The sequence below is a fragment of the Streptomyces sp. NRRL S-920 genome, assembly GCF_000717945.1.
Classification (GTDB): domain Bacteria; phylum Actinomycetota; class Actinomycetes; order Streptomycetales; family Streptomycetaceae; genus Streptomyces; species Streptomyces alboniger.
Genome location: NZ_JODF01000086.1, coordinates 1 through 22716, shown reverse-complemented (window position 1 = coordinate 22716; position 22716 = coordinate 1). Strand labels below are relative to the sequence as shown.

Sequence of the window (22716 nt, the reverse complement as noted above, 5' to 3'; positions counted from 1 at the left end):
CCCCAAAAAAACCCCCGGGCCCCGAACCCCCCCTGCCCCCCCCCCCCCCCGGCCCGGGAGGGCTAGTGCGCTGCGGACTCCCAGTCCGCCCCCACCCCCACCGACACGTCCAGCGGCGCCCGCAGGGCCACCGCTCCCGCCATCTCCCGGCGGACCAGCTCCTCCACCTTCGCCCGCTCCCCCGGCGCGATCTCCAGCACGATTTCGTCGTGGACCTGGAGCAGCATGCGGGAGTCGAGCTTCGCCTCGGTCAGCGCGCGGTGCACGTTCAGCATCGCGATCTTGACGATGTCCGCGGCCGTGCCCTGGATCGGCGCGTTCAGCGCCATCCGCTCGGCCATCTCGCGCCGCTGGCGGTTGTCGCTGTTGAGGTCGGGGAGGTAGCGGCGGCGGCCGAGCATCGTCTCCGTGTAGCCCGTCGCGCGGGCCTCGTCGACCGCGCGGCGCAGATAGTCGCGCACCCCGCCGAACCGCTCGAAGTACGTGTCCATCAGTGAACGCGCCTCGCCCGCCTCGATGTTCAGCTGCTGGGAGAGGCCGAACGCCGACAGGCCGTACGCCAAGCCGTACGACATGGCCTTGATCTTGCGCCGCATCTCCGCGTCGACCTTCGAGCGGTCCACGGAGAACACCTGCGAGGCGACCGTGGTGTGCAGGTCCTCGCCGGAGGTGAACGCCTCAAGGAGGCCCTCGTCCTCGGAGAGGTGCGCCATCACGCGCAGCTCGATCTGGCTGTAGTCCGCGGTCATCAGCGACTCGAAGCCCTCGCCTACCACGAAACCGCGGCGGATCGCCCTGCCCTCGTCCGTGCGGACCGGGATGTTCTGGAGGTTGGGCTCCGTCGAGGAGAGGCGGCCCGTGGCGGCCACCGTCTGGTTGAACGTCGTGTGGATGCGGCCGTCCACGGCGATCGACTTGATCAGGCCCTCGACGGTCACGCGCAGCTTCGCCTGCTCGCGGTGGCGGAGCATGATGACCGGCAGTTCGTTCTCCGTCTGGGCCGCGAGCCAGGCCAGCGCGTCGGCGTCCGTGGTGTAGCCCGTCTTGGTCTTCTTCGTCTTGGGGAGGTTCAGCTCGCCGAAGAGGACTTCCTGGAGCTGCTTGGGCGAGCCGAGGTTGAACTCGTGCCCCGCCGCGGCGTGCGCCTCCTTCACCGCCTGCTGGACGGCGCCCGCGAACTGCTGCTCCATCGCCTCCAGATGGGCGCGGTCGGCGGCGATGCCGTGCCGCTCCAGACCGGCGAGGAGGGTCGACGTCGGCAGCTCCACGTCCGTCAGCAGATCGCTCGCGCCGACCTCCCGCAGCTTCTCCCCGAAAGCCGTGCCCAGGTCGAGGATGGTGCGGGCCTGCGACATCAGGTGGTCGGCCTCGGCCCGGTCGTCCTCCTCCGTACCGAAGGCGAGCTGTCCGTCCGCGGCGGAGGCGGGCGCCAGCTCGCGGCCCAGGTATTCGAGAGAGAGGGCGTCCAGGGCGAAGGAGCGGCGGCCCGGCTTGACCAGGTACGCCGCGAGGGCGGTGTCCATGGTGACGCCGTCCACGGCCCAGCCGCGCTCGGGGAAGACCCGCATCACCGCCTTGGCGTTGTGCAGGACCTTCGGCTTCGTCGGGTCGGCGATCCAGGCCGCGAACGCGTTCTCATCGGCCTCGTCCACGCTCGCCGGGTCGAACCAGGCGGCCGCTCCCCCGGCCGCGGCGAGCGCGACCTCGGTGACCGTGCCCGAACCGAGCTGCCAGGTGTCGACCGTGGCGACGCCGAGGACCGCCTTGCCGTGCTCGGCCAGCCACGGCGCGAGATCGCCCGCGCCCAGCACCACGCCGTCCAGCTCGACACCGGGCTCCGCCGGGGCCTGCTCGGCCTCCTCGGCACCCGGGTCGACGGCCAGCAGGCGCTCGCGCAGCGAGGGGTTACGGATCTCCAGCGTGTCCAGGACCATGGCGAGCGCCGTGCGGTCGTACGGAGCGCGCTCCAGGTCGGCGACCGTCCTCGGCAACTCGACGTCGCGCACCATCTCGGTCAGGCGGCGGTTGAGCTTCACCGACTCCAGGTGGTCCCGGAAATTCTGCCCGGCCTTGCCCTTGACCTCCTCTGCACGCTCGACGAGGTCGGCGAACGAACCGAACTGGTTGATCCACTTCGCGGCCGTCTTCTCGCCCACCCCGGGAATGCCGGGGAGGTTGTCCGACGGGTCGCCGCGCAGCGCCGCGAAGTCGGGGTACTGGGCGGGCGTGAGGCCGTACTTCTCGAAGACCTTCTCCGGGGTGAAGCGCGTCAGCTCCGAGACGCCCTTCGTCGGGTAGAGCACGGTGACGTGGTCGCTGATCAGCTGGAAGGAGTCGCGGTCGCCCGTGACGATCAGGACTTCGAAACCGGCCGCCTCCGCCTGCGTGGCGAGCGTCGCGATGACGTCGTCCGCCTCGAAGCCGTCGACCGCGAAGCGCACCGCGTGCATCGCGTCGAGCATCTCGCCGATCAGCTCGACCTGGCCCTTGAACTCGTCCGGGGTCTTGGAGCGATTCGCCTTGTAGTCGGGAAACTCCTGGGAGCGCCACGTCTTGCGCGACACGTCGAACGCCACCGCGAAGTGCGTGGGCGCCTCGTCACGCAGCGTGTTCGCCAGCATCGACGCGAAGCCGTAGATCGCGTTCGTCGGCTGGCCCGTGGCGGTCGTGAAATTCTCCGCGGGCAGCGCGAAGAACGCCCGGTAGGCCAGGGAGTGCCCGTCCATGAGGAGCAGGCGCGGGCGCCGCTCGCCACCCGCCCCGCCGGCCTTCGTCGCCGCGGACTCGGACTTCTTCTTCGATGCTGTTTCTGCCACGTCCCCGATCCTGCCACGCCCCACTGACAGTCCCGCCCCGTCCCGCCCCGGAGCCCGGCATTGTCACCGGTGCGTGGGAGGATCGGAGACGTAGCTCACGTACGTGCTCGAAGGGGAGCCGACCATGGCAAGCAAGCCGCCCAAGGGCGATCCGGTCCAGGACGCGCCGCAGGTCGCCGAGGCCCAGCACGCGGCGGCGGGGCTGCCCGCCATCGGTCACACCCTGCGGACCGCCCAGCGGCAGATGGGCGTGCGCCGCACCGCGCTGACCCTGCTGCGGGTCAATCAGAAGGACGGCTTCGACTGCCCCGGCTGCGCCTGGCCCGAGCCGGACCACCGCCACAAGGCGGAGTTCTGCGAGAACGGCGCGAAGGCGGTCGCCGAGGAGGCCACGCTGCGCCGCGTCACCCCCGACTTCTTCGCCGCGCACCCCGTCGCCGACCTCGCCACCCGCAGCGGGTACTGGCTGGGCCAGCAGGGCCGCCTCACCCACCCCATGTACCTGGCGGAGGGCGCCGAGCGGTACGAACCCGTCTCCTGGGAGCGGGCCTTCGACATCGTCGCCGAGGAGATCGCCGCCCTCGACAGCCCGGACGAGTCCGTCTTCTACACCTCCGGGCGCACCAGCAACGAAGCGGCGTTCCTCTACCAGCTGTTCGCCCGCGAGCTGGGCACGAACAACCTCCCCGACTGTTCGAACATGTGCCATGAGTCGTCCGGCTCCGCGCTCACCGAGACCATCGGCGTCGGCAAGGGCAGCGTCCTGCTGGAGGACCTCTACAAGTCGGACCTGATCATCGTCGCCGGGCAGAACCCGGGCACGAACCACCCGCGCATGCTCTCCGCCCTGGAGAAGGCCAAGAACAACGGCGCGAGGATCATCACGGTCAACCCCCTGCCCGAAGCGGGCATGGAGCGCTTCAAGAACCCGCAGACCCCCCAGGGCATGGTCAAGGGCACCGCCCTCACCGACCTCTTCCTCCAGATCCGCCTCGGCGGCGACCAGGCCCTCTTCCGCCTCCTGAACAAGCTGATCCTGGAGACCGAGGGCGCCGTCGACGAGGAGTTCGTACGCGAACACACCCATGGGTACGAGGAGTTCGCCGCCGCCGCTCGCGCGGCCGACTGGGACGACACCCTCAGGGCCACCGGCCTGGACCGCGCCCGCATCGAGGAAGCCCTGCGCATGGTGCTCGCCTCCCGGCGCACCGTCGTGTGCTGGGCGATGGGGCTCACCCAGCACAAGCACTCCGTGCCGACCATCCGGGAAGTCGTCAACTTCCTTCTGCTGCGCGGCAACATCGGCCGCCCCGGCGCCGGTGTCTGCCCGGTGCGCGGCCATTCGAACGTGCAGGGCGACCGCACGATGGGCATCTTCGAACGGCCCGCGCCCGCCTTCCTCGACGCCCTGGAGAAGGAGTTCGGCTTCGCGCCGCCCCGCCACCACGGCCTGGACGTCGTCCGCGCCATCCGCGCCCTGCGCGACGGCGAGGCGAAGGTCTTCTTCGCCATGGGCGGCAACTTCGTGGCGGCCTCCCCCGACACCGACGTCACCGAGGCGGCGATGCGCAAGGCCCGCCTGACCGTGCACGTCTCCACCAAGCTGAACCGCTCGCACACCGTCACGGGCGCGCGCGCCCTGATCCTGCCGACCCTCGGCCGCACCGAACGCGACATCCAGGCCGGCGGCGAGCAGTTCGTCACCGTCGAGGACTCCATGGGCATGGTGCACGCCTCCCGCGGCCGCCTGAAGCCCGCGAGCGACCAGCTCCTGTCCGAACCCGCCATCGTCTGCCGCCTCGCGCGCCGCGTCCTCGGCGCCGCCTCCCGTACCCCCTGGGAGGAGTTCGAGAAGGACTACGCCACCATCCGCGACCGCATCGCGCGCGTCATCCCCGGCTTCGACGACTTCAACGCGCGCGTGGCACACCCCGGCGGCTTCACCCTGCCGCACGCCCCCCGCGACGAACGCCGCTTCCCCACCACCACCGGCAAGGCCAACTTCACGGCCGCGCCCGTCGAGTTCCCCGCCGTCCCCGAGGGACGGCTGCTGCTCCAGACCCTGCGCTCCCACGACCAGTACAACACCACCATCTACGGCCTCGACGACCGCTACCGCGGCATCAAGAACGGCCGCCGTGTCGTCCTGGTCCACCCCGCCGACGCCCAGGAGCTGGGCCTGGCCGACGGCACGTACGCCGACCTGGTCAGCGAGTGGCAGGACGGCGTGGAGCGCCGCGCGCCCGGCTTCCGCGTCGTGCACTACCCCACGGCCCGGGGCTGCGCCGCCGCCTACTACCCCGAGACGAACGTCCTGGTGCCGCTGGACGCCACCGCGGACACCAGTAACACCCCTGCCAGCAAGTCCGTCGTCGTCCGCCTGGAACAATCGACGGTCGACTGAGCGTTCGCTCAGCGACAGGTGACGACGTCGAACGAACGGAGCCGGGCCCCATGGGCGAGCAGCACAGCGTGAAGTTCCCGCAAGAGGTCATCGACGAGTACGCCTCGCTCGGTGTCGATCTGCCCTCCCTGTTCTCGGCGGGCCACCTCGGCACCCGCATGGGCGTCCAGATCAAGGAGGCCTCGGCGGAGCGCGTCGTCGGCACCATGCCGGTCGAGGGCAACACCCAGCCGTACGGCCTGCTGCACGGCGGCGCCTCCGCGGTCCTCGCCGAGACCCTCGGCTCGATCGGCGCGATGCTGCACGGCGGCATCAGCAAGCTCGCCGTCGGCGTCGACCTGAACTGCACCCACCACCGCGGGGCGCGCTCCGGTCTGGTCACCGGCGTGGCGACGCCCGTGCACCGGGGCCGCTCCACGGCCACGTACGAGATCGTGATCACCGACGAGCAGGGCAAGCGGGTGTGCAGCGCGCGCCTGACGTGCATGCTGCGCGACGCCCCCGGCAACGGCGCCGAGGCCGCGGCCGGCTGACCCGGCCCCGAGCGGGGAGAGGGCGGGCGCACACGCATTGCCGGGGCGTGCGGCTCCGGTCTAGCGTCGGCGCATGAGGCACCGGATACGGCTCAGTGCGCTCGCCCTCCCCCTCGTACACCCGCCCGACGAGCCGCGGACGTGAACGCCATCGGGCCCATCGAGCCGGGCGAGGACACCTACGACCACGAGGCCGCGGCCCCCGAGCCGTTACGGCTCACTCCGCGCCGACTGCGCCGCCGCCGTACGGCCATCGCCGGCACGTCGGCCCTGATCCTCGCCGCGGCCGGGGTGAGCCTGTACCTGACCCGGCCGCAGCCGCCCCCCGAGCCGCCCGCGCCCTGGCCGTCGCAGAGCGTGTCGGTGACGTACACGGACGAGATGTCCCGGCCCCGGCCCGGCGAGCGCAGCTTCACCTTCGCCGTCAGGTTCACCCAGACGTCCGGACCCCCGGTGACCGTCCGCCGGATCGCCCAGCCCTCGGCGGCGCTTTCGGTGGACACCTCCCCGGGCACCCCATTCACGTTGAAAACGGGAATACCCCGGAAGTCGATCATCACGATGCACATTCGCGAATGCGGAGAAGTGCCACGGAACGCCAGGCTCCCTTTCCTCGAAGTAACGCTGCGTAATACGCGCGCAAACGAGAGGCAGAGTTACATCCTGGGTCCGGAATACGCGAATGATCTTTCCGCCGCTCTGACCACCGCATGCCCACGAACACGCGTGTCATGAGCCAAAGGCAATAACGCTCCTGCCACTTGTCCTGGAGATTCTCAGCATGTGGATACGTCGAGATCCACCGAACAAGGTCGTATTCAGCCTCAACCGCCCCCCGCGTTCCACCCCGGAATACTCCGTGGCATAACAAGAGCGTCACAGCCTTGGTCCGACCACTCCACCTGGCACAAAGGCGCCCTTAGAGTCACGGCCAGTCACCGCGCCCACCGGATTCCTCTCAGTTCGGTTCCGCGCTCGACTCGGCGTTCCAACAAGGGACAGCCGTGCCAGGGGAAAGGACTGATCGTGCGTCAACGTTCGCTCATAGCCATCACCGCCGCGCTCACCGCGGGGGCGCTCACCCTCACCGCATGTGGCTCGCGTGACGACAGCAAGGACAAGGACGGCGGCGGGGGCGGCGACACCACCGTCGTCATCGGCGTCGACGCGCCTCTGACAGGCGACCTCTCCGCGCTCGGCCTCGGCATCCGCAACTCCGTCGAGCTGGCCATCAAGCAGGCCAACGCCAAGAACTACGTCGACGGCATCAACTTCAAGATGGAAGCCGCCGACGACCAGGGCCAGCCCTCCTCGGGCCAGACGAACGCCACCAAGTTCGTCGCCAACAAGGACCTCCTCGGCGCCGTCGGCCCCCTGAACTCCTCCGTCGGCGAGTCCATGCAGAAGGTCTTCGACGACGCCAAACTCGTCCAGGTCTCCCCCGCCAACACCAACCCGGCCATGACCCAGGGCCCGGACTGGAACGGCGGCAAGAAGGAACGCCCGTACAAGGCCTACTTCCGCACCGCCACCACCGACGCCATCCAGGGCCCCTTCGCCGCCCAGTACCTGTACAACACGGCCAAGAAGAAGAAGGTCTTCGTCATCGACGACAAGAAGACCTACGGCGCCGGCCTCGCCGCCACCTTCAAGGACGAGTTCACCAAGCTCGGCGGCAAGGTCGCAGGCACCGAACACGTCAACCCCGACACCAAGGACTTCGGCGCCGTCGCCACCAAGATCCGCAACTCCGACGCCGACGTCGTCTACTACGGCGGCGAATACCCCGCCGCGGGCCCCCTCAGCAAGCAGATGAAGAAGGCCGGAGCCAAGATCCCCCTCGCCGGCGGCGACGGCATCTACAGCGCCGACTACATCAAGCTCTCGGGCAAGGACGGCAAGGGCGACTACGCCACCTCCGTCGGCCAGCCCGTCGAACAACTGCCCTCCGCCAAGGAGTTCATCGCCAACTACGAGAAGGCCGGCTACAAGGAGGCCTACGAGGCCTACGGCGGCTACTCCTACGACAGCGCCTGGGCCATCATCGAGGCCGTCAAGAAGGTCGTCGAGGACAACGACGGCAAGCTGCCCTCCGACGCCCGCGCCAAGATCGTGGACGCCATGCAGGACGTCTCCTTCGACGGCGTGACCGGCAAGGTCTCCTTCGACGAATACGGCGACGCCACCAACAAGCAGCTCACCGTCTACCAGGTCAAGGACCCCTCGGACCCGGCCAAGGGATGGAAGCCCGTCAAGTCCGGCACCTACACCGGCTGACCCACACCGCAGCACGACACCGCCGCGCGGAGCGTTGCCCGACAGCGCCCCGCGCGGCGTCACATCCGACGCCGCGACAACCCGACCGTCGCAGCGGAGCCGTATCCGTCGCACACGAAAACCGTCGCTCGGAAGACTCGGAGGACCTGCGGTGCACGAACTGCCGCAACAGCTGGTCAACGGCCTGCTACTGGGATCCATGTACGGCCTGATCGCCATCGGCTACACCATGGTCTACGGCATCGTCCAGCTCATCAACTTCGCCCACGGCGAGATCTTCATGGTCGGCGGCTTCGGCGCCCTCACCGTCTGGCTCTGGCTCCCCGGCGGCACCACCATGTGGGTGGCCATCCCCCTCATGCTCATAGGCGCCATCATCGTCTCCACCACCATCGCCATCGGAGCCGAACGCTTCGCCTACCGCCCCCTGCGCGGCGCCCCACGGCTCGCCCCCCTCATCACCGCCATCGGGCTCTCCCTCGCCCTCCAGCAAGCCGTCTGGGCCTGGTACCCCAACGCCAAGTCCTCCCGCACCTTCCCCGAGATCCCCGGCGACTCCATCCACATGGGCAGCGTCACCATCCAGCCCGGCGACCTCTTCCTCGTCGTCGCCGCCCCCATCTGCATGTTCGCCCTCGGCTGGTTCGTCATGAAGACCCGCGTCGGCCGCGGCATGCAAGCCACCGCCCAAGACCCCGACACCGCCAAACTCATGGGCGTCAACACCGACCGCGTCATCGTCGTCGCCTTCGCACTCGGCGCCGCCTTCGCCGGAATCGCCGCCATCGCCTACGGGTTCCGCTACGGCGAAGTCAACTTCCGCATGGGCTTCCTCTGGGGCCTCAAAGCCTTCACCGCGGCCGTCCTCGGCGGCATCGGCAACATCTACGGAGCCATGATCGGCGGACTCGTCCTCGGCGTCGCCGAAGCCATGGCCACCGCCTATATGAACGACATCCCCGGCATGGACAAGCTCGGCGGCCAGTCCTGGGCCGATGTCTGGGCGTTCGTACTCCTCATCGTCGTCCTCCTCGTCAGGCCGCAAGGCCTCCTCGGCGAGCGCGTCGCGGACAGGGCGTGACCACCATGACCACACAGACCACAGCAATCGACGGCCCCCGCAAGGAGAACGCCCCCACGGGCCTCATCCCCCTGCCCGTCGGACCCGCCCGCGCCATGGCCACCGGCGGCGGCGCACTCACCGTCGTCTCCGCCTTCCTCGCCTGGACCTGGACCGCCGCCTTCCCCGGCGACCTCACCGTCTACGGCTACCCCGGCGGCCTCCAATGGCTCGTCCTCATCACCGGCGCCCTCACCACCCTGTTCGGCCTCGCCTCCTACGGCATCAAAGGCCTGCGCGCCCTCACCCCCGGCAACGCCGACGCCGCCCTCAAATACGCCGCACTCGCCGCCTTCGCCACCGCCTGGTACACGATCCTCGCCATCAGCACCAAACTCGGCGGCCTCGCCAACCTGGAGCCCGGCGGCTGGATCGTCGCCCTCGCCACCCTCACCGCCCTCACCGGCGCCCTCGCCCTGCCCTTCCAACGGCCCCAGACCTACCCGGTCGACCCCGAGGACACCGGCTGGGAACAGTTCAAACACCGCCTGCGCAACGGCCTCACCACCCTCAAGGGCGCCTTCGCCGCCGAAGCACCGCCCACCCCGCGCAAGCTCCCCTCGTACGCCGAGATCCTGATCATCGTCGCCGCCCTCGCCACCGGACTCCTCGTCTTCACCTACGGCATCGGCACCGAATACGACGAACTCTTCATCGGCTTCCTCATCTCCGTCGCCCTCGGCTTCGCCGCGCTCTCCAAAGCCGGCCTCGTCGCCCAAGTCGCCGTCTACACCGCACGCCACCGCAACATCACCCTCACCGGCGCCTTCCTCGCAGCGGCAGCCTTCCCCTTCACCCAGAACGACGACCAATACGCGACCATCGGCGTCTACATCCTCATCTTCGCCACCGTCGCCCTCGGCCTGAACATCGTCGTCGGACTCGCCGGACTCCTCGACCTCGGATACGTCGCCTTCCTCGGCGTCGGCGCCTACGCCGCGTCCATGGTCTCCGGATCCCCCTCCTCCCCCTTCGACATCCACCTCCCCTTCTGGGGCGCCATCCTCGTCGGCGCCGCCGCCTCCCTCGTCTTCGGCGTCCTCATCGGCGCCCCCACCCTGCGCCTGCGCGGCGACTACCTCGCCATCGTCACCCTCGGCTTCGGCGAGATCTTCCGCCTCGTCGCCATGAACAGCGACGGCGCCTCAGGACCCGACATCACCAACGGATCCAACGGCATCTCCTCCATCCCCAACCTGAAGATCCTCGGCTTCGACTTCGGCCTCGAACACAGCATCGGCAGCTTCACCATCGGCCGCTTCGCCAACTACTTCTTCCTGATGCTGCTCATCACCCTCGTCGTCGTCCTCGTCTTCCGCCGCAGCGGCGACTCCCGCATCGGCCGCGCCTGGGTCGCCATCCGCGAGGACGAGACCGCCGCACTCGCCATGGGCATCAACGGCTTCCGCGTCAAACTCATCGCCTTCGCCCTCGGCGCCTCCCTCGCCGGACTCGCAGGCACCGTCCAGGCACACGTCACCTACACCGTGACACCCGAGCAGTACCAATTCGCCAACACCGTCCCGCCCAACTCCGCGTTCCTCCTCGCCGCCGTCGTCCTCGGCGGCATGGGAACCATCAGCGGACCCCTCGTCGGCGCCGCACTCCTCTACCTCATCCCCAACAAGCTCGCCTTCCTCGGCGACTACCAGCTCTTCGCCTTCGGCCTCGCCCTCGTCCTCCTCATGCGCTTCCGCCCCGAAGGCCTCATCCCCAACCGCCGCCGCCAACTCGAGTTCCACGAAGCCGAACTCGACCCCGGCGAGACACCACCGCCCACCGTCCTGAGCAAGACAGGGGCCTGACCCATGACCACCGACACCACCACCCAAGGCCCCACCCCGAGCACCCCGACCGGACAAGCCGTCCTCGACGCCCGCGGCGTCACCATGCGCTTCGGCGGCCTCACCGCCGTACGATCCGTCGACCTCACCGTCAACAGCGGCGAAATCGTCGGCCTCATCGGCCCCAACGGCGCCGGCAAGACCACCTTCTTCAACTGCCTCACCGGCCTCTACGTCCCCACAGAAGGCGAAGTCCGGTACAAAGGCGACATCCTGCCCGCCAAATCCTTCAAAGTCACCGCAGCCGGCATCGCCCGCACCTTCCAGAACATCCGGCTCTTCGCCAACATGACCGTCCTGGAGAACGTCCTCGTCGGCCGCCACACCCGCACCAAAGAAGGCCTCTGGTCAGCCCTCCTGCGCGGCCCCGGCTTCCACCGAGCAGAAGCGGCCTCCAAGGCCCGCGCCATGGAACTCCTGGAATTCGTCGGCCTCGCCGACAAAGCCGAACACCTCTCCAGGAACCTCCCCTACGGCGAACAACGCAAGCTGGAGATCGCCCGAGCCCTCGCCAGCGAACCCGGCCTGCTCCTCCTGGACGAACCCACCGCCGGCATGAACCCCCAGGAAACCCGCGCCACCGAAGAACTCGTCCTCGCCATCCGCGAGATGGGCATCGCCGTCCTCGTCATCGAGCACGACATGCGCTTCATCTTCAACCTCTGCGACCGCGTCGCCGTCCTCGTCCAGGGCGAGAAACTCGTCGAAGGATCCAGCGAAACGGTCCAGCAGGACGACCGCGTCATCGCCGCCTACCTCGGCGAACCCTTCGAGGAGAACAACTGATGACCGCACTCCTTGAGGTCGAGGACCTCCGCGTCGCCTACGGCAAGATCGAAGCCGTCAAAGGCATCTCCTTCACCGTCGAGGCCGGCAAAGTCGTCACCCTCATCGGCACCAACGGCGCGGGAAAAACCACCACCCTGCGCACCCTGTCCGGCCTGCTCAAGCCAGTCAGCGGCTCGATCAAATTCAACGGCAGGACACTGCGCAAATACCGCGCCGACCAAATCGTCTCGCTGGGCCTCGCACACTCCCCCGAAGGCCGCCACATCTTCCCCCGCATGACCATCGAGGACAACCTCCGCCTCGGCGCCTACCTCCGCTCCGACAAAACAGGCATCGAAAAGGACATCACCCGCGCCTACGACCTCTTCCCCATCCTCGGAGAACGCCGAAAGCAAGCCGCGGGCACCCTCTCCGGAGGCGAACAACAAATGCTCGCCATGGGCCGCGCCCTCATGTCCCAGCCCAAACTCCTCATGCTCGACGAACCCTCCATGGGCCTCTCGCCGATCATGATGCAGAAAATCATGGCCACCATCGCCGAACTCAAAGCCGGCGGCACGACCATCCTCCTCGTCGAACAGAACGCCCAGGCCGCGCTCTCCCTCGCCGACGAGGGCCACGTCATGGAGGTCGGCAAGATCGTCCTCTCCGGCACCGGGGGTGACCTGCTGCACGACGAATCCGTGCGGAAGGCGTACCTCGGCGAGGACTGAGCCCCCTATACGCGGAGAGGCCCGCACCCGGGGTTCGGGGTGCGGGCCTCTCCGTACGTACGCACGTACGCACGTACGTATGGGCGCTCCGGGCTAGCCCTTCGCCGCCTTCTTCTCCTCGGCGTCCTCGATGACCGCCTCCGCCACCTGCTGCATCGACAGGCGGCGGTCCATCGACGTCTTCTGGATCCACCGGAAAGCGGCGGGCTCGGTCAGGCCGTACTCGGTCTGGAGAATCGACTTGGCGCGGTCCACCAGCTTCCGGGTCTCCAGGCGCTGGGAGAGGTCCGCGACCTCCTTCTCCAGCGTCTTCAGCTCCGCGAACCGCGAGACGGCCATCTCGATCGCCGGCACGACGTCACTCTTGCTGAAGGGCTTCACCAGGTACGCCATCGCACCGGCGTCCCGCGCCCTCTCCACGAGGTCGCGCTGCGAGAACGCGGTCAGCATCAGTACCGGGGCGATGGACTCCTCGGCGATCTTCTCGGCCGCGGAGATGCCGTCGAGGACGGGCATCTTCACGTCCAGGATCACGAGATCCGGCTTGTGCTCCCGGGCCAGCTCGACGGCCTTCTCACCGTCACCGGCCTCGCCTACGACGCTGTAGCCCTCTTCCTCCAGCATCTCTTTGAGGTCGAGCCGGATCAGGGCCTCGTCCTCGGCGATGACGACGCGGGTCGTCAGCGGCGGCACGTGCGACTTGTCGTCGTCCGACGCTTCGGTGGGCTGGGGCGGCTCGGGGGCGGTCACGGGGGCTCCTTGTTGCGGGGCAGGCTACTGCTTGCCCTGAGCCTACCTAGCTCCTGTATGTTTAGGGCACGGCGGATCCCCGTTAGCCTTCGTTCTGAAGGATGCCCCGGTAGCCCAGCGGTAGAGGCAGTGGTCTCAAACACCATCCAGCGTGGGTTCGAATCCCACCCGGGGCACTTTTCCTTGGATCCCAAGGTCACCGTTGACAAGCGGATGTCCCCCTTCTCGTGAACATCCGCCTTTCGCTGCAACTCGAGGCCCCTCGCCCCGCAAAGTGGGGCGTATGTACGACACGGGCACGCGCAAGCGAGCACTGAGCCTCCTCAGTCAGGGCCGCAGCCTCAACTCTGTAAGCAAAGAAATCGGTGTCTCGAGGGCCGCTATTCGGTCCTGGAAGGTCCGCATCGAACCACTCGGCTACGACCGGGCGCGTCCGTGCCCAAGATGCCGTGACACTCCGAGCGAGCCTGACGCTCCAGCCGCCTATTCGTACTTACTGGGCCTCTATCTCGGCGACGGCTCCATCAGCCACCAGCGGCGGGGTGTCTACTCACTCCGAATCGCTTGCGCCGACGCCTGGCCCGGTCTCATCGACGCATGCGCCGCTGCCATTCAGGCCGTACGCCCGGACAACAAGGTCTTCCGGGTCCAGAGCGTGGGCTGCCAGTACGTCACCTGCTGGAGCAAGCACTGGGCGTGCCTCTTCCCTCAGCACGGCCCCGGCAAGAAGCACACCCGCAAGATCGCCCTCGAACCCTGGCAGCAGGAGATCGTCGACGCCCACCCGTGGGAGTTCATCCGAGGGCTCATCCACTCCGACGGCTGCCGCGTCACGAACTGGACGACCCGCGTCGTTGCCGGGGAACGGAAGCGCTATGAGTACCCCCGGTACTTCTTCAGCAACAAGTCGGACGACATCCGGAAGCTCTTCTCCGACACTCTCGACAGGGTCGGAGTCGGGTGGACCGTCCTCGCCCGCAACAGCGACCCCTTCAACATCTCCGTCGCCCGCAAAGCCTCCGTAGCCCTCATGGACGCCCACGTCGGCCCCAAGTACTGACCACTGGCCCCTACTCGTGGTCCTCGCTCTCGCCGATGCGATGCACCCGTACCAGGTTCGTCGAGCCCGACACCCCCGGCGGGGAGCCCGCCGTGATGACGACCACGTCACCCTTCTCGCAGCGGCCGATCTTCAGGAGCAGCTCGTCGACCTGGTCGACCATCGCGTCGGTGGAGTCGACGTGCGGGCCGAGGAAGGTCTCCACGCCCCAGGTGAGGTTCAGCTGGGAGCGGGTGGCCTTGTCGGGGGTGAAGGCGAGGAGGGGGATGGGTGAGCGGTAGCGGGAGAGGCGGCGGACGGTGTCGCCGGACTGGGTGAAGGCGACGAGGAACTTGGCGCCGAGGAAGTCGCCCATTTCGGCGGCGGCGCGGGCGACGGCGCCGCCTTGGGTGCGGGGTTTGTTCCGCTCGGTGAGGGCCGGGAGGCCTTTCGCGAGGATGTCTTCCTCTGCCGCTTCGACGATGCGGCCCATGGTGCGTACGGTTTCGATGGGGTATTTGCCGACGCTCGTCTCGCCGGAGAGCATCACCGCGTCCGTGCCGTCGATGACGGCGTTGGCCACGTCGCTCGCCTCGGCCCTCGTGGGCCGGGAGTTGTCGATCATCGAGTCGAGCATCTGGGTGGCGACGATGACCGGTTTGGCGTTGCGCTTGGCGAGTTTGATGGCCCGCTTCTGGACGATCGGGACTTGTTCGAGGGGCATTTCGACGCCGAGGTCGCCGCGGGCGACCATGATGCCGTCGAAGGCGGCGACGATGTCCTCGATGTTGTCGACGGCCTGGGGTTTTTCGACCTTGGCGATGACGGGGAGGCGGCGGCCTTCCTCGTCCATGATGCGGTGGACGTCCTCGATGTCGCGTCCGCTGCGGACGAAGGAGAGGGCGATGACGTCGAATCCGGTGGCCAGGGCCCAGCGGAGGTCGGTTTCGTCCTTGTCGGAGAGGGCGGGGACGGAGACGGCGACGCCGGGGAGGTTGAGGCCCTTGTGGTCGGAGACCATGCCGCCTTCGACGACGGTGGTGGTGACGCGGGGGCCGTCGACGGCGGTGACTTCCAGGGTGACCTTGCCGTCGTCGACGAGGATGCGTTCGCCGGTGGTGACGTCCTGGGCCAGGCCGTCGTAGGTGGTGCCGCAGAGGTGGCGGTCGCCTTCGACGTCCTTTTCCACGGTGATGGTGAAGATGTCGCCGCGTTCAAGGAGTACGGGGCCTTCGCTGAAGCGGCCGAGGCGGATCTTCGGGCCTTGAAGGTCGGCGAGGATGCCGACGCTGCGGCCGGTCTCTTCGGAGGCCTTGCGCACGCGCTGGTAGCGCTCCTCGTGGTCGGCGTGGGTGCCGTGGCTGAGGTTGAAGCGTGCTACGTCCATTCCGGCTTCGACCAGTGCCTTGATCTGGTCGTACGAGTCGGTGGCGGGGCCCAGGGTGCAGACGATTTTGGCTCGGCGCATGGTTCGAGCCTAGGGCCTACCGGCGGGTAGAGAATTGGTTGGGCGTGACTACTCAACAACCTTTGCGTGAAGGGGTATTGACAAGTGTTGAATTGTGCGCGGCGTCGCTCCGATGAGCGGGTTACCGGGCAGGGTTCAGCCGGGTACGTCCATGCGCTGGGTGCCGACGACCGACAGCAGGCGCAGTGCCTCCTCCGACGGTGAGCCGGGGGTGGCGGTGTAGATGAGGACGCGCTGGTCCCGGTCGGTGATGTCCAGGATGTCGCATCTGAGGGTGATGGTGCCGACGAGGGGGTGCGCGAAGGCCGTGCACGGGGTGGGCCGGTCGGTGACGTCGTGGGCGGTCCACAGTCGGGTGAACTCCGCGCTGTTGGCGAGGAGTTCTTCGATCAGGGCGTTCACTTCCGGGTCGTGGGGGTAGCGGGCAGCGGCGGCGCGCAGGTGCTGGGTGGACGTCCGTGCGAACTCCTCGGCGCCGAGGCGGCCGTACAACTGTCGGCCGTGCGGGTGCGGGGTGAGGAAGGCGCGTCGGATGAGGTTCCGTTCGCGTGGGGGCAGGGCGGAGAAGTCCTCCATGAGGGCGGCTGCCAGGGGGTTCCAGGCGATGACCTCGTAGGTGGCGGAGAGGACGACTGCCGCGGCGTCCGGCATCCGGTGCAGGAGGTCGATGGTGCTCTGTCGTACTTCTCGGGAGGGCCCGGGTGGTGGGCCGGGGGGAAGTCCGGCGAGGTGGTGGAGGTGGTCGCGCTCGGCGTCCGAGAGGCGCAGGGCGCGGACGAGTTGGGTCAGTACTTCGCGGGAGGGGTGGGGGGCGCGGGCCTGTTCGAGGCGTGCGTAGTACTCGGGTGAGATGAAGGCGAGCTGTGCCACCTCCTCGCGGCGCAGGCCGGGGGTGCGGCGGCGGGTGCCGGCGGGTAGGCCCACGTCGGCGGGGGTGATGCGGGCGCGTCTGCTGCGCAGGAAGTCGCCCAGTTCTTCTCGTACTCGTCGGTCCACGTGTCCAGTGTGTCCTGGCGTCGTGGTGCCGAGCCAGGTACTGCTGGTGCCTGGATGGGCGGGGTGGCGGGGCGCAGGCTCGTCGGCATGAACAACGTCACGGACAGCGACAGGAACAGCAACACCATGACCAGTAACACCATGAACGACGATGCCGTGAGCGTGGCGTCGGGCTCGTCCGCCCCTGCTTCGGGGCTGCTCGCCGGGAAGGTGGCCTTTATCAGCGGTGCCGGTCGTGGCATCGGTGCTGCCGCGGCGCGGTTGTTCGCCGAGGAGGGGGCCCGGGTGCTGCTTGCGGCGCGTTCGGAGGATCAGCTCAGGGCGGTGGTGGGGGAGATCCGGGCGGCCGGGGGTGTCGCGGACCATGTGGTGTGTGATCTGGCCGATCCGGCGAGTGTGCGTGCCGCGGTGGGTCGCGCGGTGGAGTTGTACGGTCGGCTGGACGTGGCTTTCAACAATGCTGCGACGGGTCAGCCGCCCGGTCCGCTGGATGAGCTGTCGGAGGCTGATTTCGATCACGTCTGCGCCGTGAATCTGAAGGGGCCGTGGGTGGCCATGGCCGCGGAGGTCGCCGCTATGCGTGCGACGGCGGGGCGGGGGGCCATTGTCAACACGTCCAGTGTCGGTGCTCTGATGGCCAATCCGCAGCTTCCGGTGTACGGGGCGGTGAAGCGGGCGGTGAACAGTCTGACGGCGTCGGCGGCGGCCACGTATGGGCCTGAGGGCATTCGTGTGAACGCTGTCGCGCCCGGCACCACGCTTACCGAGTTGTTGTTCGAGTGGGAGGAGCGGTCTCCGGGCACTGTGGACGCGCTCAATGCGCGGACGCCGCTGGGTCGTGGCGCTGAGCCGCGGGAGATCGCGGAGGCGGCCGCGTGGTTGTTGAGTGACCGTGCCTCGTATGTGACGGGTGAGGTGCTTCGGGTTGACGGGGGCATGCTGGCCTGAGGCCGTTCATGCCGTTCATGCCGTTCAGAACGCTTAGGTCGCTCAGGACGTCAGCTGTGGCGGGACGAGGGTGAATCGGGCGTTGACCTGGGCGTAGACGTGCTGGCGTTGTGGTTCGAGGTCGAGGGGGGCTGCTTCCTCCGCGAGGTCGGCTGCGCCTGCGTAGGCGGCGGAGCGCATGCCGCCGGCGGGGCCTCCGTAGCCGTAGGCGGGGGTGGGTTGGTCCGCGCCGATGTCGGCGAGTTCGGTGAGGGCGGCGAGGGTGGTGCCGAGGGCCTCGGCGTATTCGCGGGCTCGTTGTACTGCTTCGCGGACGGCTTGTTGGCGGGCTTGGCGGTGGGTGGGTGAGTCGGGGCGCAGGGCCCACCAGGGGCCTTCGACGCGGGTGAGGTCGAGGTCGGCGAGGCGGGTGGTGAGTTCGCCGAGTGCGGTGAAGTCGGTGAGTTCGGCGGTGACGTGGACACGGCCGTGGTAGGCGCGGATGCGTTCGCCGCGGCCGTGTTTGGTGAGTTCGGGGGTGATGGAGAGGGCGCCTGTTTCGAGGTTCTCGACGGTGTCGCCGTAGGTCTTGATGAGGTCGAGGGCGGTGTTGTTGCGGCGGGTGAGGTCGGTGAGGGCGTCGCGGCGGTCGGTGCCGCGGGCGCTGATGGTGATGCTGACGCGGGCGATCTCGGGGTCGACTTCGAGGTGCGCTTCGCCGCGGACGGCGACGCGGGGGGCGTCGGGGGTGCCGTAAGGGGTGTGGGGGGCGGGGGTGGTGTCCGTGGGGTTCATGGGGTCCATGGCTTCACTCTCGCAGCAGGTGGGCGCGGGGGGCAGTCATCGGATCGAAACCTGTGGGGTCTGTTGCGGGTGTGGCTTCGGGGGTCAGAATCTACGCGCGTTACTACGGTCGATCGAGGAGTACTGAAATGCCGCTGAACCGCAGGAAGTTCCTGGGCACGTCCGCCGCCACCGGCGTCGGTGTGGCGATCACGGGTGGGGCTGTCGCGCCGTCCGTGGCCGAGGCGAAGGGGAGGCCCGGCCGGCGGGAGAAGCGGTATTCGTTCACCGTGCTGGGCACGACGGATCTGCACGGCAATGTCTTCAACTGGGATTACTTCACGGACAAGGAGTTCGACGACAAGGATCACAACGATGTGGGTCTGGCGAAGATCTCCACGCTGGTGGACGAGGTGCGTGCGGAGAAGGGCCGCCGGAACACGCTGCTGATCGACGCGGGCGACACGATTCAGGGCACGCAGCTGTCGTATTACTACGCCAAGGTGGATCCGATCACGGCGAAGCGCGGTCCGGTGCATCCGATGGCGCAGGCGATGAACGCGATCGGGTATGACGCGGCGGCGCTCGGCAATCATGAGTTCAATTACGGGATTCCGGTGCTGCGGAAGTTCGAGGAGCAGTGCGACTTCCCGTTGCTGGGGGCGAACGCGCTGGACGCGAAGACGCAGCGGCCCGCTTTTCCTCCGTACTTCATGAAGCGTCTGCGTACTCCGCACGGTCGTGATGTGAAGGTGGCGGTGCTCGGTCTGACGAATCCGGGGATCGCGATCTGGGACAAGGCGAACGTCCAGGGGAAGATGACGTTCCCGGGGCTTGAGGAGCAGGCGGCGAAGTGGGTGCCGAAGCTGCGTTCCATGGGTGCCGACGTCGTGATCGTGTCGGCGCACTCGGGCTCCAGTGGTACGTCGTCGTACGGTGATCAGTTGCCGTATGTGGAGAACGCGGCGGGTCTGGTGGCGGAGCAGGTGCCGGGGATCGACGCGATTCTGGTGGGGCACGCGCACACGGAGATCCCGGAGTATTTCGTGGAGAACAAGGCGACCGGCAAGAAGGTCGTGTTGTCGGAGCCGTTGAAGTGGGGGCAGCGGCTGACGCTGTTCGACTTCGATCTGGTGTGGGCGAAGGGCCGCTGGACGGTGGAGAAGGTCGGGGCGAAGGTCCTGAACTCCAATACGGCGGCGGAGGACAGGAAGATCACGCGGCTGCTCGCCGATGAGCACGAGAAGGTCGTGGCCTACGTCAATCAGGTCATCGGCACGTCGACGGCGGCGATGAGCACGGCCGAGGGCCCGTACAAGGACGTCGCGATCATCGATCTGATCAACCAGGTGCAGCGGGAGACGGTGGCGCAGGCGCTGGAGGGCGGGGCGTACGCGGCGCTGCCGGTGTTGTCGCAGGCGTCGTGCTTCTCGCGGACGGCGAGGATACCGGCGGGCGAGGTGACGATCCGGGACGCGGCGGGGCTTTATCCGTTCGAGAACACGCTGGAGGCGCGGCTGCTGACGGGTGCGCAGCTGAAGGACTATCTGGAGTTCTCGGCGCGCTATTACGTGCAGACGCCTGTGGGTGCGCCGGTGGATCCGGCGAAGCTGACGAACGCGGAGAAGATCCCGGATTACAACTATGACGCGGTGTACGGCGTGACGTATGAGATCGATATCGCGAAGCCTGCGGGGTCGCGCATCGTGAAGCTGGCTTTCGAGGGCAAGGATGTCGATCCGAAGGCGGAGTTCGTGTTGGCGGTGAACAACTACCGGGCGAGTGGTGGCGGGAATTTCCCGCATATCGCGGGTGCCAAGCAGGTGTGGGCGAACTCGGAGGAGATCCGGAACACGATCATCGGTTGGGTGAAGGCGAAGGGGACGGTCGACCCGGGTCACTTCGCTTCGGTGGACTGGAAGCTGACCCGGGACGGTGTGCCGGTGTTCTAAAGGTTATGGGGGGCTGTGATTCCCGGGGGGGGTCAGTTCTTGAGGCGTACGAGATGGGTGCGTTGTTCGCCGATGCGGGGGGTGGTGTCGGTGGGGTGGTCGGGGGTGTGGAGGCCGAAGTTGGTGAAGGCGGTGCGCCGGGGCAGGGGGTAGGGGGTTTTGCCGGTGAGGGTGTTGAGGATGGTGGCGCTGCGCCAGGCGGCGAGGCCGAGGTCGGGGGCGCCGACGCCGTGGGTGTGTCGTTCGGCGTTCTGGATGTAGACGTTGCTGCCGGTGGCGGTGATGGAGGGGTCGAGGGTGAGGCGGTACTGCTCGTCGATGCGGGGGCGGGCGGAGGAGTCCTTGCGGATGTAGGGGTCTAGGCCGGCGAGGAGCTGGTCGACGGGGCGTTCGCGGTAGCCGGTGGCGAGGATGACGGCGTCGGTGGTGAGGCGGGAGCGGGTGCCCTGCTGGAGGTGTTCGAGGTGGAGTTCGACGCGGGTGGTGGCGACGCGTCCGGCGGTGCGGACGTGGACGCCGGGGGTGAGGACGGTGTCGGGCCAGCCGCCGTGGAGGGTGCGTCGGTACAGCTCGTCGTGGATGGCGGCGATGGTGTCGGCGTCGATGCCTTTGTGGAGTTGCCACTGGTGGGGGACGAGGCCGTCGCGGACGGCTTCGGGCAGGGCGTGGAAGTAGCGGGTGTAGTCGGGGGTGAAGTGTTCGAGGCCGAGCTTGGAGTACTCCATGGGGGCGAAGGCTTCGGTGCGGGCGAGCCAGTGGATCTTTTCGTGTCCGGCGGGGCGGGCGCGGAGCAGGTCGAGGAAGATTTCGGCGCCGGACTGTCCTGAGCCGATGACGGTGATGTGTTCGGCGGCGATGAGTTGGTCGCGGTGGTCGAGGTAGTCGGCGGAGTGGATGACGGGGACGGTGGGGGCTTCGGCGAGGGGTTTGAGGGGTTCGGGGATGTGGGGGGTGGTGCCGACGCCGAGGGCGATGTTCTTGGTGTAGGTGCGGCCGAGGGCTTCGGCTTCGCCGTCGGTGTCGAGTTGGGTGTAGTCGACTTCGAAGAGGTCGCGTTCGGGGTTCCAGCGGACGGCGTCGACCTGGTGGCCGAAGTGGAGTCCGGGGAGGCTTTCGCTGACCCAGCGGCAGTAGGCGTCGTATTCGGCGCGTTGGATGTGGAAGCGCTCGGCGAAGTAGAAGGGGAAGAGGCGTTCGCGGGTCTTGAGGTAGTTGAGGAAGGTCCAGGGGCTCGCGGGGTCGGCGAGGGTGACGAGGTCGGCGAGGAAGGGGACTTGGAGGGTGGCGCCGTCGATGATGAGGCCGGGGTGCCAGTGGAAGTCGGGGCGTTGGTCGTAGAAGGCGGTGTCGAGTTCGCCGAGGGGGTGGGCGAGGGCGGCGAGGGAGAGGTTGAAGGGGCCGATGCCGATGCCGACGAGGTCGCGGGGGTCTTCGGGGGTGTTGCGCGGCCGGGGGCCGGGGTGGTCGGGTGTGCCGGTCATCGGGGGGTGCTTCCTTCCGCGAGGCGGGGGGTGGTGGTGCGGCTCTGTCCGTCGACGAGGTCGAGGAGGGCGGTGAGGTCGTCGGGGCGGGTGTGCGGGTTGAGGAGGGTGGCTTTGAGCCAGCGGCGGCCGTCGAGGTCGGCGCGGCCGAGGACGGCGGTGCCCTCGGTGAGGAGGCTTCTTCGTACGTGGGCGATGTGGGTGTCGTCGGCGCCGGTGGGCCGGAAGAGGACGGTGCTGATGGCGGGGGTGCCGTAGAGGTCGAAGCGGGGGTGGGCTTCGATGAGGCGGGCGAAGTGCCGTGCGTGGTCGCAGACTTGGTCGACGAGTGTGCCGATGCCGTGTCGGCCGAGGGCTTTGAGGGTGACGGCGATCTTGAGGATGTCGGGGCGCCGGGTGGTGCGCAGGGAGCGGCCGAGGAGGTCGGGGAGTCCGGCGTCGGTGTCGTCGTCGGCGTTGAGGTAGTCGGCGCGGTGGGTGAGGGCGGCGAGGTCGTGGGGGTCGCGGACCGCGAGCAGGCCGGCGGCGGCGGGCTGCCAGCCGAGTTTGTGCAGGTCGAGGGTGACGGTGTCGGCGCGGTCGATGCCGCGTAGGAGTTCCTTGCGGGTGTCGCTGAAGAGGAGTCCGCCGCCGTACGCCGCGTCGATGTGCAGGCGGGCGCCGTGGGTGGCGCACAGGTCGGCGATGTCGTCGAGGGGGTCGATGAGGCCCGCGTCGGTGGTTCCGGCGGTGGCGGCGACGAGGAGGGTGCCCGGTGGGCCGTCCAGTGCGGTGAGGGCTTGGGCCAGGGCGGCGGGGTCGAGGGGGTGCGGGGCGGGCTTGGG

18 protein-coding genes and 1 tRNA gene are annotated in these 22716 nt (G+C 68.4%); 11 read left to right on the top strand and 8 right to left on the bottom strand.

What is annotated here, in order from left to right:
• Positions 1–62 precede the first annotated feature (62 nt).
• Positions 63–2816 carry a DNA polymerase I gene (gene polA, locus IG54_RS0134795; RefSeq protein ID WP_030794287.1) on the bottom strand — a complete coding sequence of 918 codons (2754 nt, stop codon included), beginning with the start codon at positions 2814–2816 and terminating at the stop codon, positions 63–65.
• A 124-nt stretch (positions 2817–2940) separates the two neighbouring features.
• Between polA and IG54_RS0134790 the strand changes: the two genes are divergently transcribed.
• Both IG54_RS0134790 and IG54_RS0134785 read left to right on the top strand, forming a co-directional pair.
• Positions 2941–5220: an FdhF/YdeP family oxidoreductase gene (locus IG54_RS0134790; protein WP_030794284.1), complete on the top strand. Its 2280-nt coding sequence runs from the start codon at positions 2941–2943 to the stop codon at positions 5218–5220.
• A 50-nt stretch (positions 5221–5270) separates the two neighbouring features.
• The gene (locus tag IG54_RS0134785) at positions 5271–5753 is read left to right on the top strand and encodes a PaaI family thioesterase (protein WP_030794281.1); all 483 of its coding nucleotides are present in this window, start codon (positions 5271–5273) and stop codon (positions 5751–5753) included.
• A gap of 179 nt (positions 5754–5932) precedes the next feature.
• On the opposite strand, the gene IG54_RS42325 is transcribed toward IG54_RS0134785, so the two are convergent.
• Complete coding sequence (locus IG54_RS42325) at positions 5933–6256, bottom strand: hypothetical protein (protein WP_158708988.1); 324 nt, start codon at positions 6254–6256, stop codon at positions 5933–5935.
• A 523-nt stretch (positions 6257–6779) separates the two neighbouring features.
• Here IG54_RS42325 and IG54_RS0134775 point away from each other — a divergent pair.
• From IG54_RS0134775 to IG54_RS0134755, 5 genes are all read left to right on the top strand, one after another.
• Entirely contained in the window at positions 6780–8030 is a 1251-nt protein-coding gene (locus tag IG54_RS0134775; RefSeq protein WP_030794277.1) for a branched-chain amino acid ABC transporter substrate-binding protein, read from the top strand.
• 151 nt (positions 8031–8181) lie between these two features.
• Positions 8182–9111: a branched-chain amino acid ABC transporter permease gene (locus IG54_RS0134770; RefSeq protein ID WP_030794276.1), complete on the top strand. Its 930-nt coding sequence runs from the start codon at positions 8182–8184 to the stop codon at positions 9109–9111.
• A gap of 5 nt (positions 9112–9116) precedes the next feature.
• A complete protein-coding gene (locus IG54_RS0134765) occupies positions 9117–10955 on the top strand; it encodes a branched-chain amino acid ABC transporter permease (RefSeq protein ID WP_030794273.1) in 1839 nt (612 codons plus the stop codon).
• Between the two features lie 3 nt (positions 10956–10958).
• The gene (locus IG54_RS0134760) at positions 10959–11780 is read left to right on the top strand and encodes an ABC transporter ATP-binding protein (protein WP_234336460.1); all 822 of its coding nucleotides are present in this window, start codon (positions 10959–10961) and stop codon (positions 11778–11780) included.
• Positions 11780–12496 carry an ABC transporter ATP-binding protein gene (locus IG54_RS0134755; RefSeq protein WP_030794267.1) on the top strand — a complete coding sequence of 239 codons (717 nt, stop codon included), beginning with the start codon at positions 11780–11782 and terminating at the stop codon, positions 12494–12496. The genes IG54_RS0134760 and IG54_RS0134755 overlap by 1 nt, the downstream gene beginning before the upstream one ends.
• Positions 12497–12589: 93 nt before the next feature.
• On the opposite strand, the gene IG54_RS0134750 is transcribed toward IG54_RS0134755, so the two are convergent.
• Entirely contained in the window at positions 12590–13246 is a 657-nt protein-coding gene (locus tag IG54_RS0134750) for an ANTAR domain-containing response regulator (protein ID WP_030794264.1), read from the bottom strand.
• 103 nt (positions 13247–13349) lie between these two features.
• On the opposite strand from IG54_RS0134750, the gene IG54_RS0134745 reads away from it, so the two are divergent.
• Positions 13350–13422 (top strand) — tRNA-Leu (locus IG54_RS0134745).
• Between the two features lie 107 nt (positions 13423–13529).
• Positions 13530–14306 carry a helix-turn-helix domain-containing protein gene (locus tag IG54_RS0134740; protein ID WP_030794261.1) on the top strand — a complete coding sequence of 259 codons (777 nt, stop codon included), beginning with the start codon at positions 13530–13532 and terminating at the stop codon, positions 14304–14306.
• A 10-nt stretch (positions 14307–14316) separates the two neighbouring features.
• Here IG54_RS0134740 and pyk read toward each other — a convergent pair whose 3' ends face one another.
• The gene (gene pyk, locus IG54_RS0134735; protein WP_030794258.1) at positions 14317–15753 is read right to left on the bottom strand and encodes a pyruvate kinase; all 1437 of its coding nucleotides are present in this window, start codon (positions 15751–15753) and stop codon (positions 14317–14319) included.
• 135 nt (positions 15754–15888) lie between these two features.
• A complete protein-coding gene (locus IG54_RS0134730) occupies positions 15889–16749 on the bottom strand; it encodes a helix-turn-helix transcriptional regulator (protein ID WP_030794255.1) in 861 nt (286 codons plus the stop codon).
• Between the two features lie 141 nt (positions 16750–16890).
• On the opposite strand from IG54_RS0134730, the gene IG54_RS0134725 reads away from it, so the two are divergent.
• Positions 16891–17697 carry an SDR family NAD(P)-dependent oxidoreductase gene (locus IG54_RS0134725; protein ID WP_030794252.1) on the top strand — a complete coding sequence of 269 codons (807 nt, stop codon included), beginning with the start codon at positions 16891–16893 and terminating at the stop codon, positions 17695–17697.
• 42 nt (positions 17698–17739) lie between these two features.
• Here IG54_RS0134725 and IG54_RS0134720 read toward each other — a convergent pair whose 3' ends face one another.
• Positions 17740–18471, bottom strand: coding sequence for an SIMPL domain-containing protein (locus IG54_RS0134720; RefSeq protein ID WP_030794249.1), 732 nt, complete (start codon positions 18469–18471; stop codon positions 17740–17742).
• Between the two features lie 137 nt (positions 18472–18608).
• Between IG54_RS0134720 and IG54_RS0134715 the strand changes: the two genes are divergently transcribed.
• Entirely contained in the window at positions 18609–20411 is a 1803-nt protein-coding gene (locus IG54_RS0134715) for a bifunctional metallophosphatase/5'-nucleotidase (protein WP_030794247.1), read from the top strand.
• Between the two features lie 32 nt (positions 20412–20443).
• On the opposite strand, the gene IG54_RS0134710 is transcribed toward IG54_RS0134715, so the two are convergent.
• Together IG54_RS0134710 and IG54_RS0134705 are read right to left on the bottom strand one after the other, a co-directional pair.
• Complete coding sequence (locus IG54_RS0134710; protein WP_037898313.1) at positions 20444–21892, bottom strand: lysine N(6)-hydroxylase/L-ornithine N(5)-oxygenase family protein; 1449 nt, start codon at positions 21890–21892, stop codon at positions 20444–20446.
• A partial coding sequence (locus IG54_RS0134705; protein ID WP_037898311.1) for a pyridoxal phosphate-dependent decarboxylase family protein occupies positions 21889–22716 on the bottom strand: 828 nt, incomplete at its 5' end. The genes IG54_RS0134710 and IG54_RS0134705, both read right to left, overlap by 4 nt.

Bases quoted from the DNA above. Each gene is read 5' to 3' on its own strand.
- IG54_RS0134710 (WP_037898313.1), bottom strand. From the start codon at position 21,892: ATGACCGGCACACCCGACCACCCCGGCCCCCGGCCGCGCAACACCCCC.
- IG54_RS0134785 (WP_030794281.1), top strand. From the start codon at position 5,271: ATGGGCGAGCAGCACAGCGTGAAGTTCCCGCAAGAGGTCATCGACGAG.
- IG54_RS0134715 (WP_030794247.1), top strand. From the start codon at position 18,609: ATGCCGCTGAACCGCAGGAAGTTCCTGGGCACGTCCGCCGCCACCGGC.
- IG54_RS0134720 (WP_030794249.1), bottom strand. From the start codon at position 18,471: ATGAACCCCACGGACACCACCCCCGCCCCCCACACCCCTTACGGCACC.
- IG54_RS0134725 (WP_030794252.1), top strand. From the start codon at position 16,891: ATGAACGACGATGCCGTGAGCGTGGCGTCGGGCTCGTCCGCCCCTGCT.
- pyk (WP_030794258.1), bottom strand. From the start codon at position 15,753: ATGCGCCGAGCCAAAATCGTCTGCACCCTGGGCCCCGCCACCGACTCG.
- IG54_RS0134760 (WP_234336460.1), top strand. From the start codon at position 10,959: ATGACCACCGACACCACCACCCAAGGCCCCACCCCGAGCACCCCGACC.
- IG54_RS0134755 (WP_030794267.1), top strand. From the start codon at position 11,780: ATGACCGCACTCCTTGAGGTCGAGGACCTCCGCGTCGCCTACGGCAAG.
- IG54_RS0134765 (WP_030794273.1), top strand. From the start codon at position 9,117: ATGACCACACAGACCACAGCAATCGACGGCCCCCGCAAGGAGAACGCC.
- IG54_RS0134740 (WP_030794261.1), top strand. From the start codon at position 13,530: ATGTACGACACGGGCACGCGCAAGCGAGCACTGAGCCTCCTCAGTCAG.
- IG54_RS0134790 (WP_030794284.1), top strand. From the start codon at position 2,941: ATGGCAAGCAAGCCGCCCAAGGGCGATCCGGTCCAGGACGCGCCGCAG.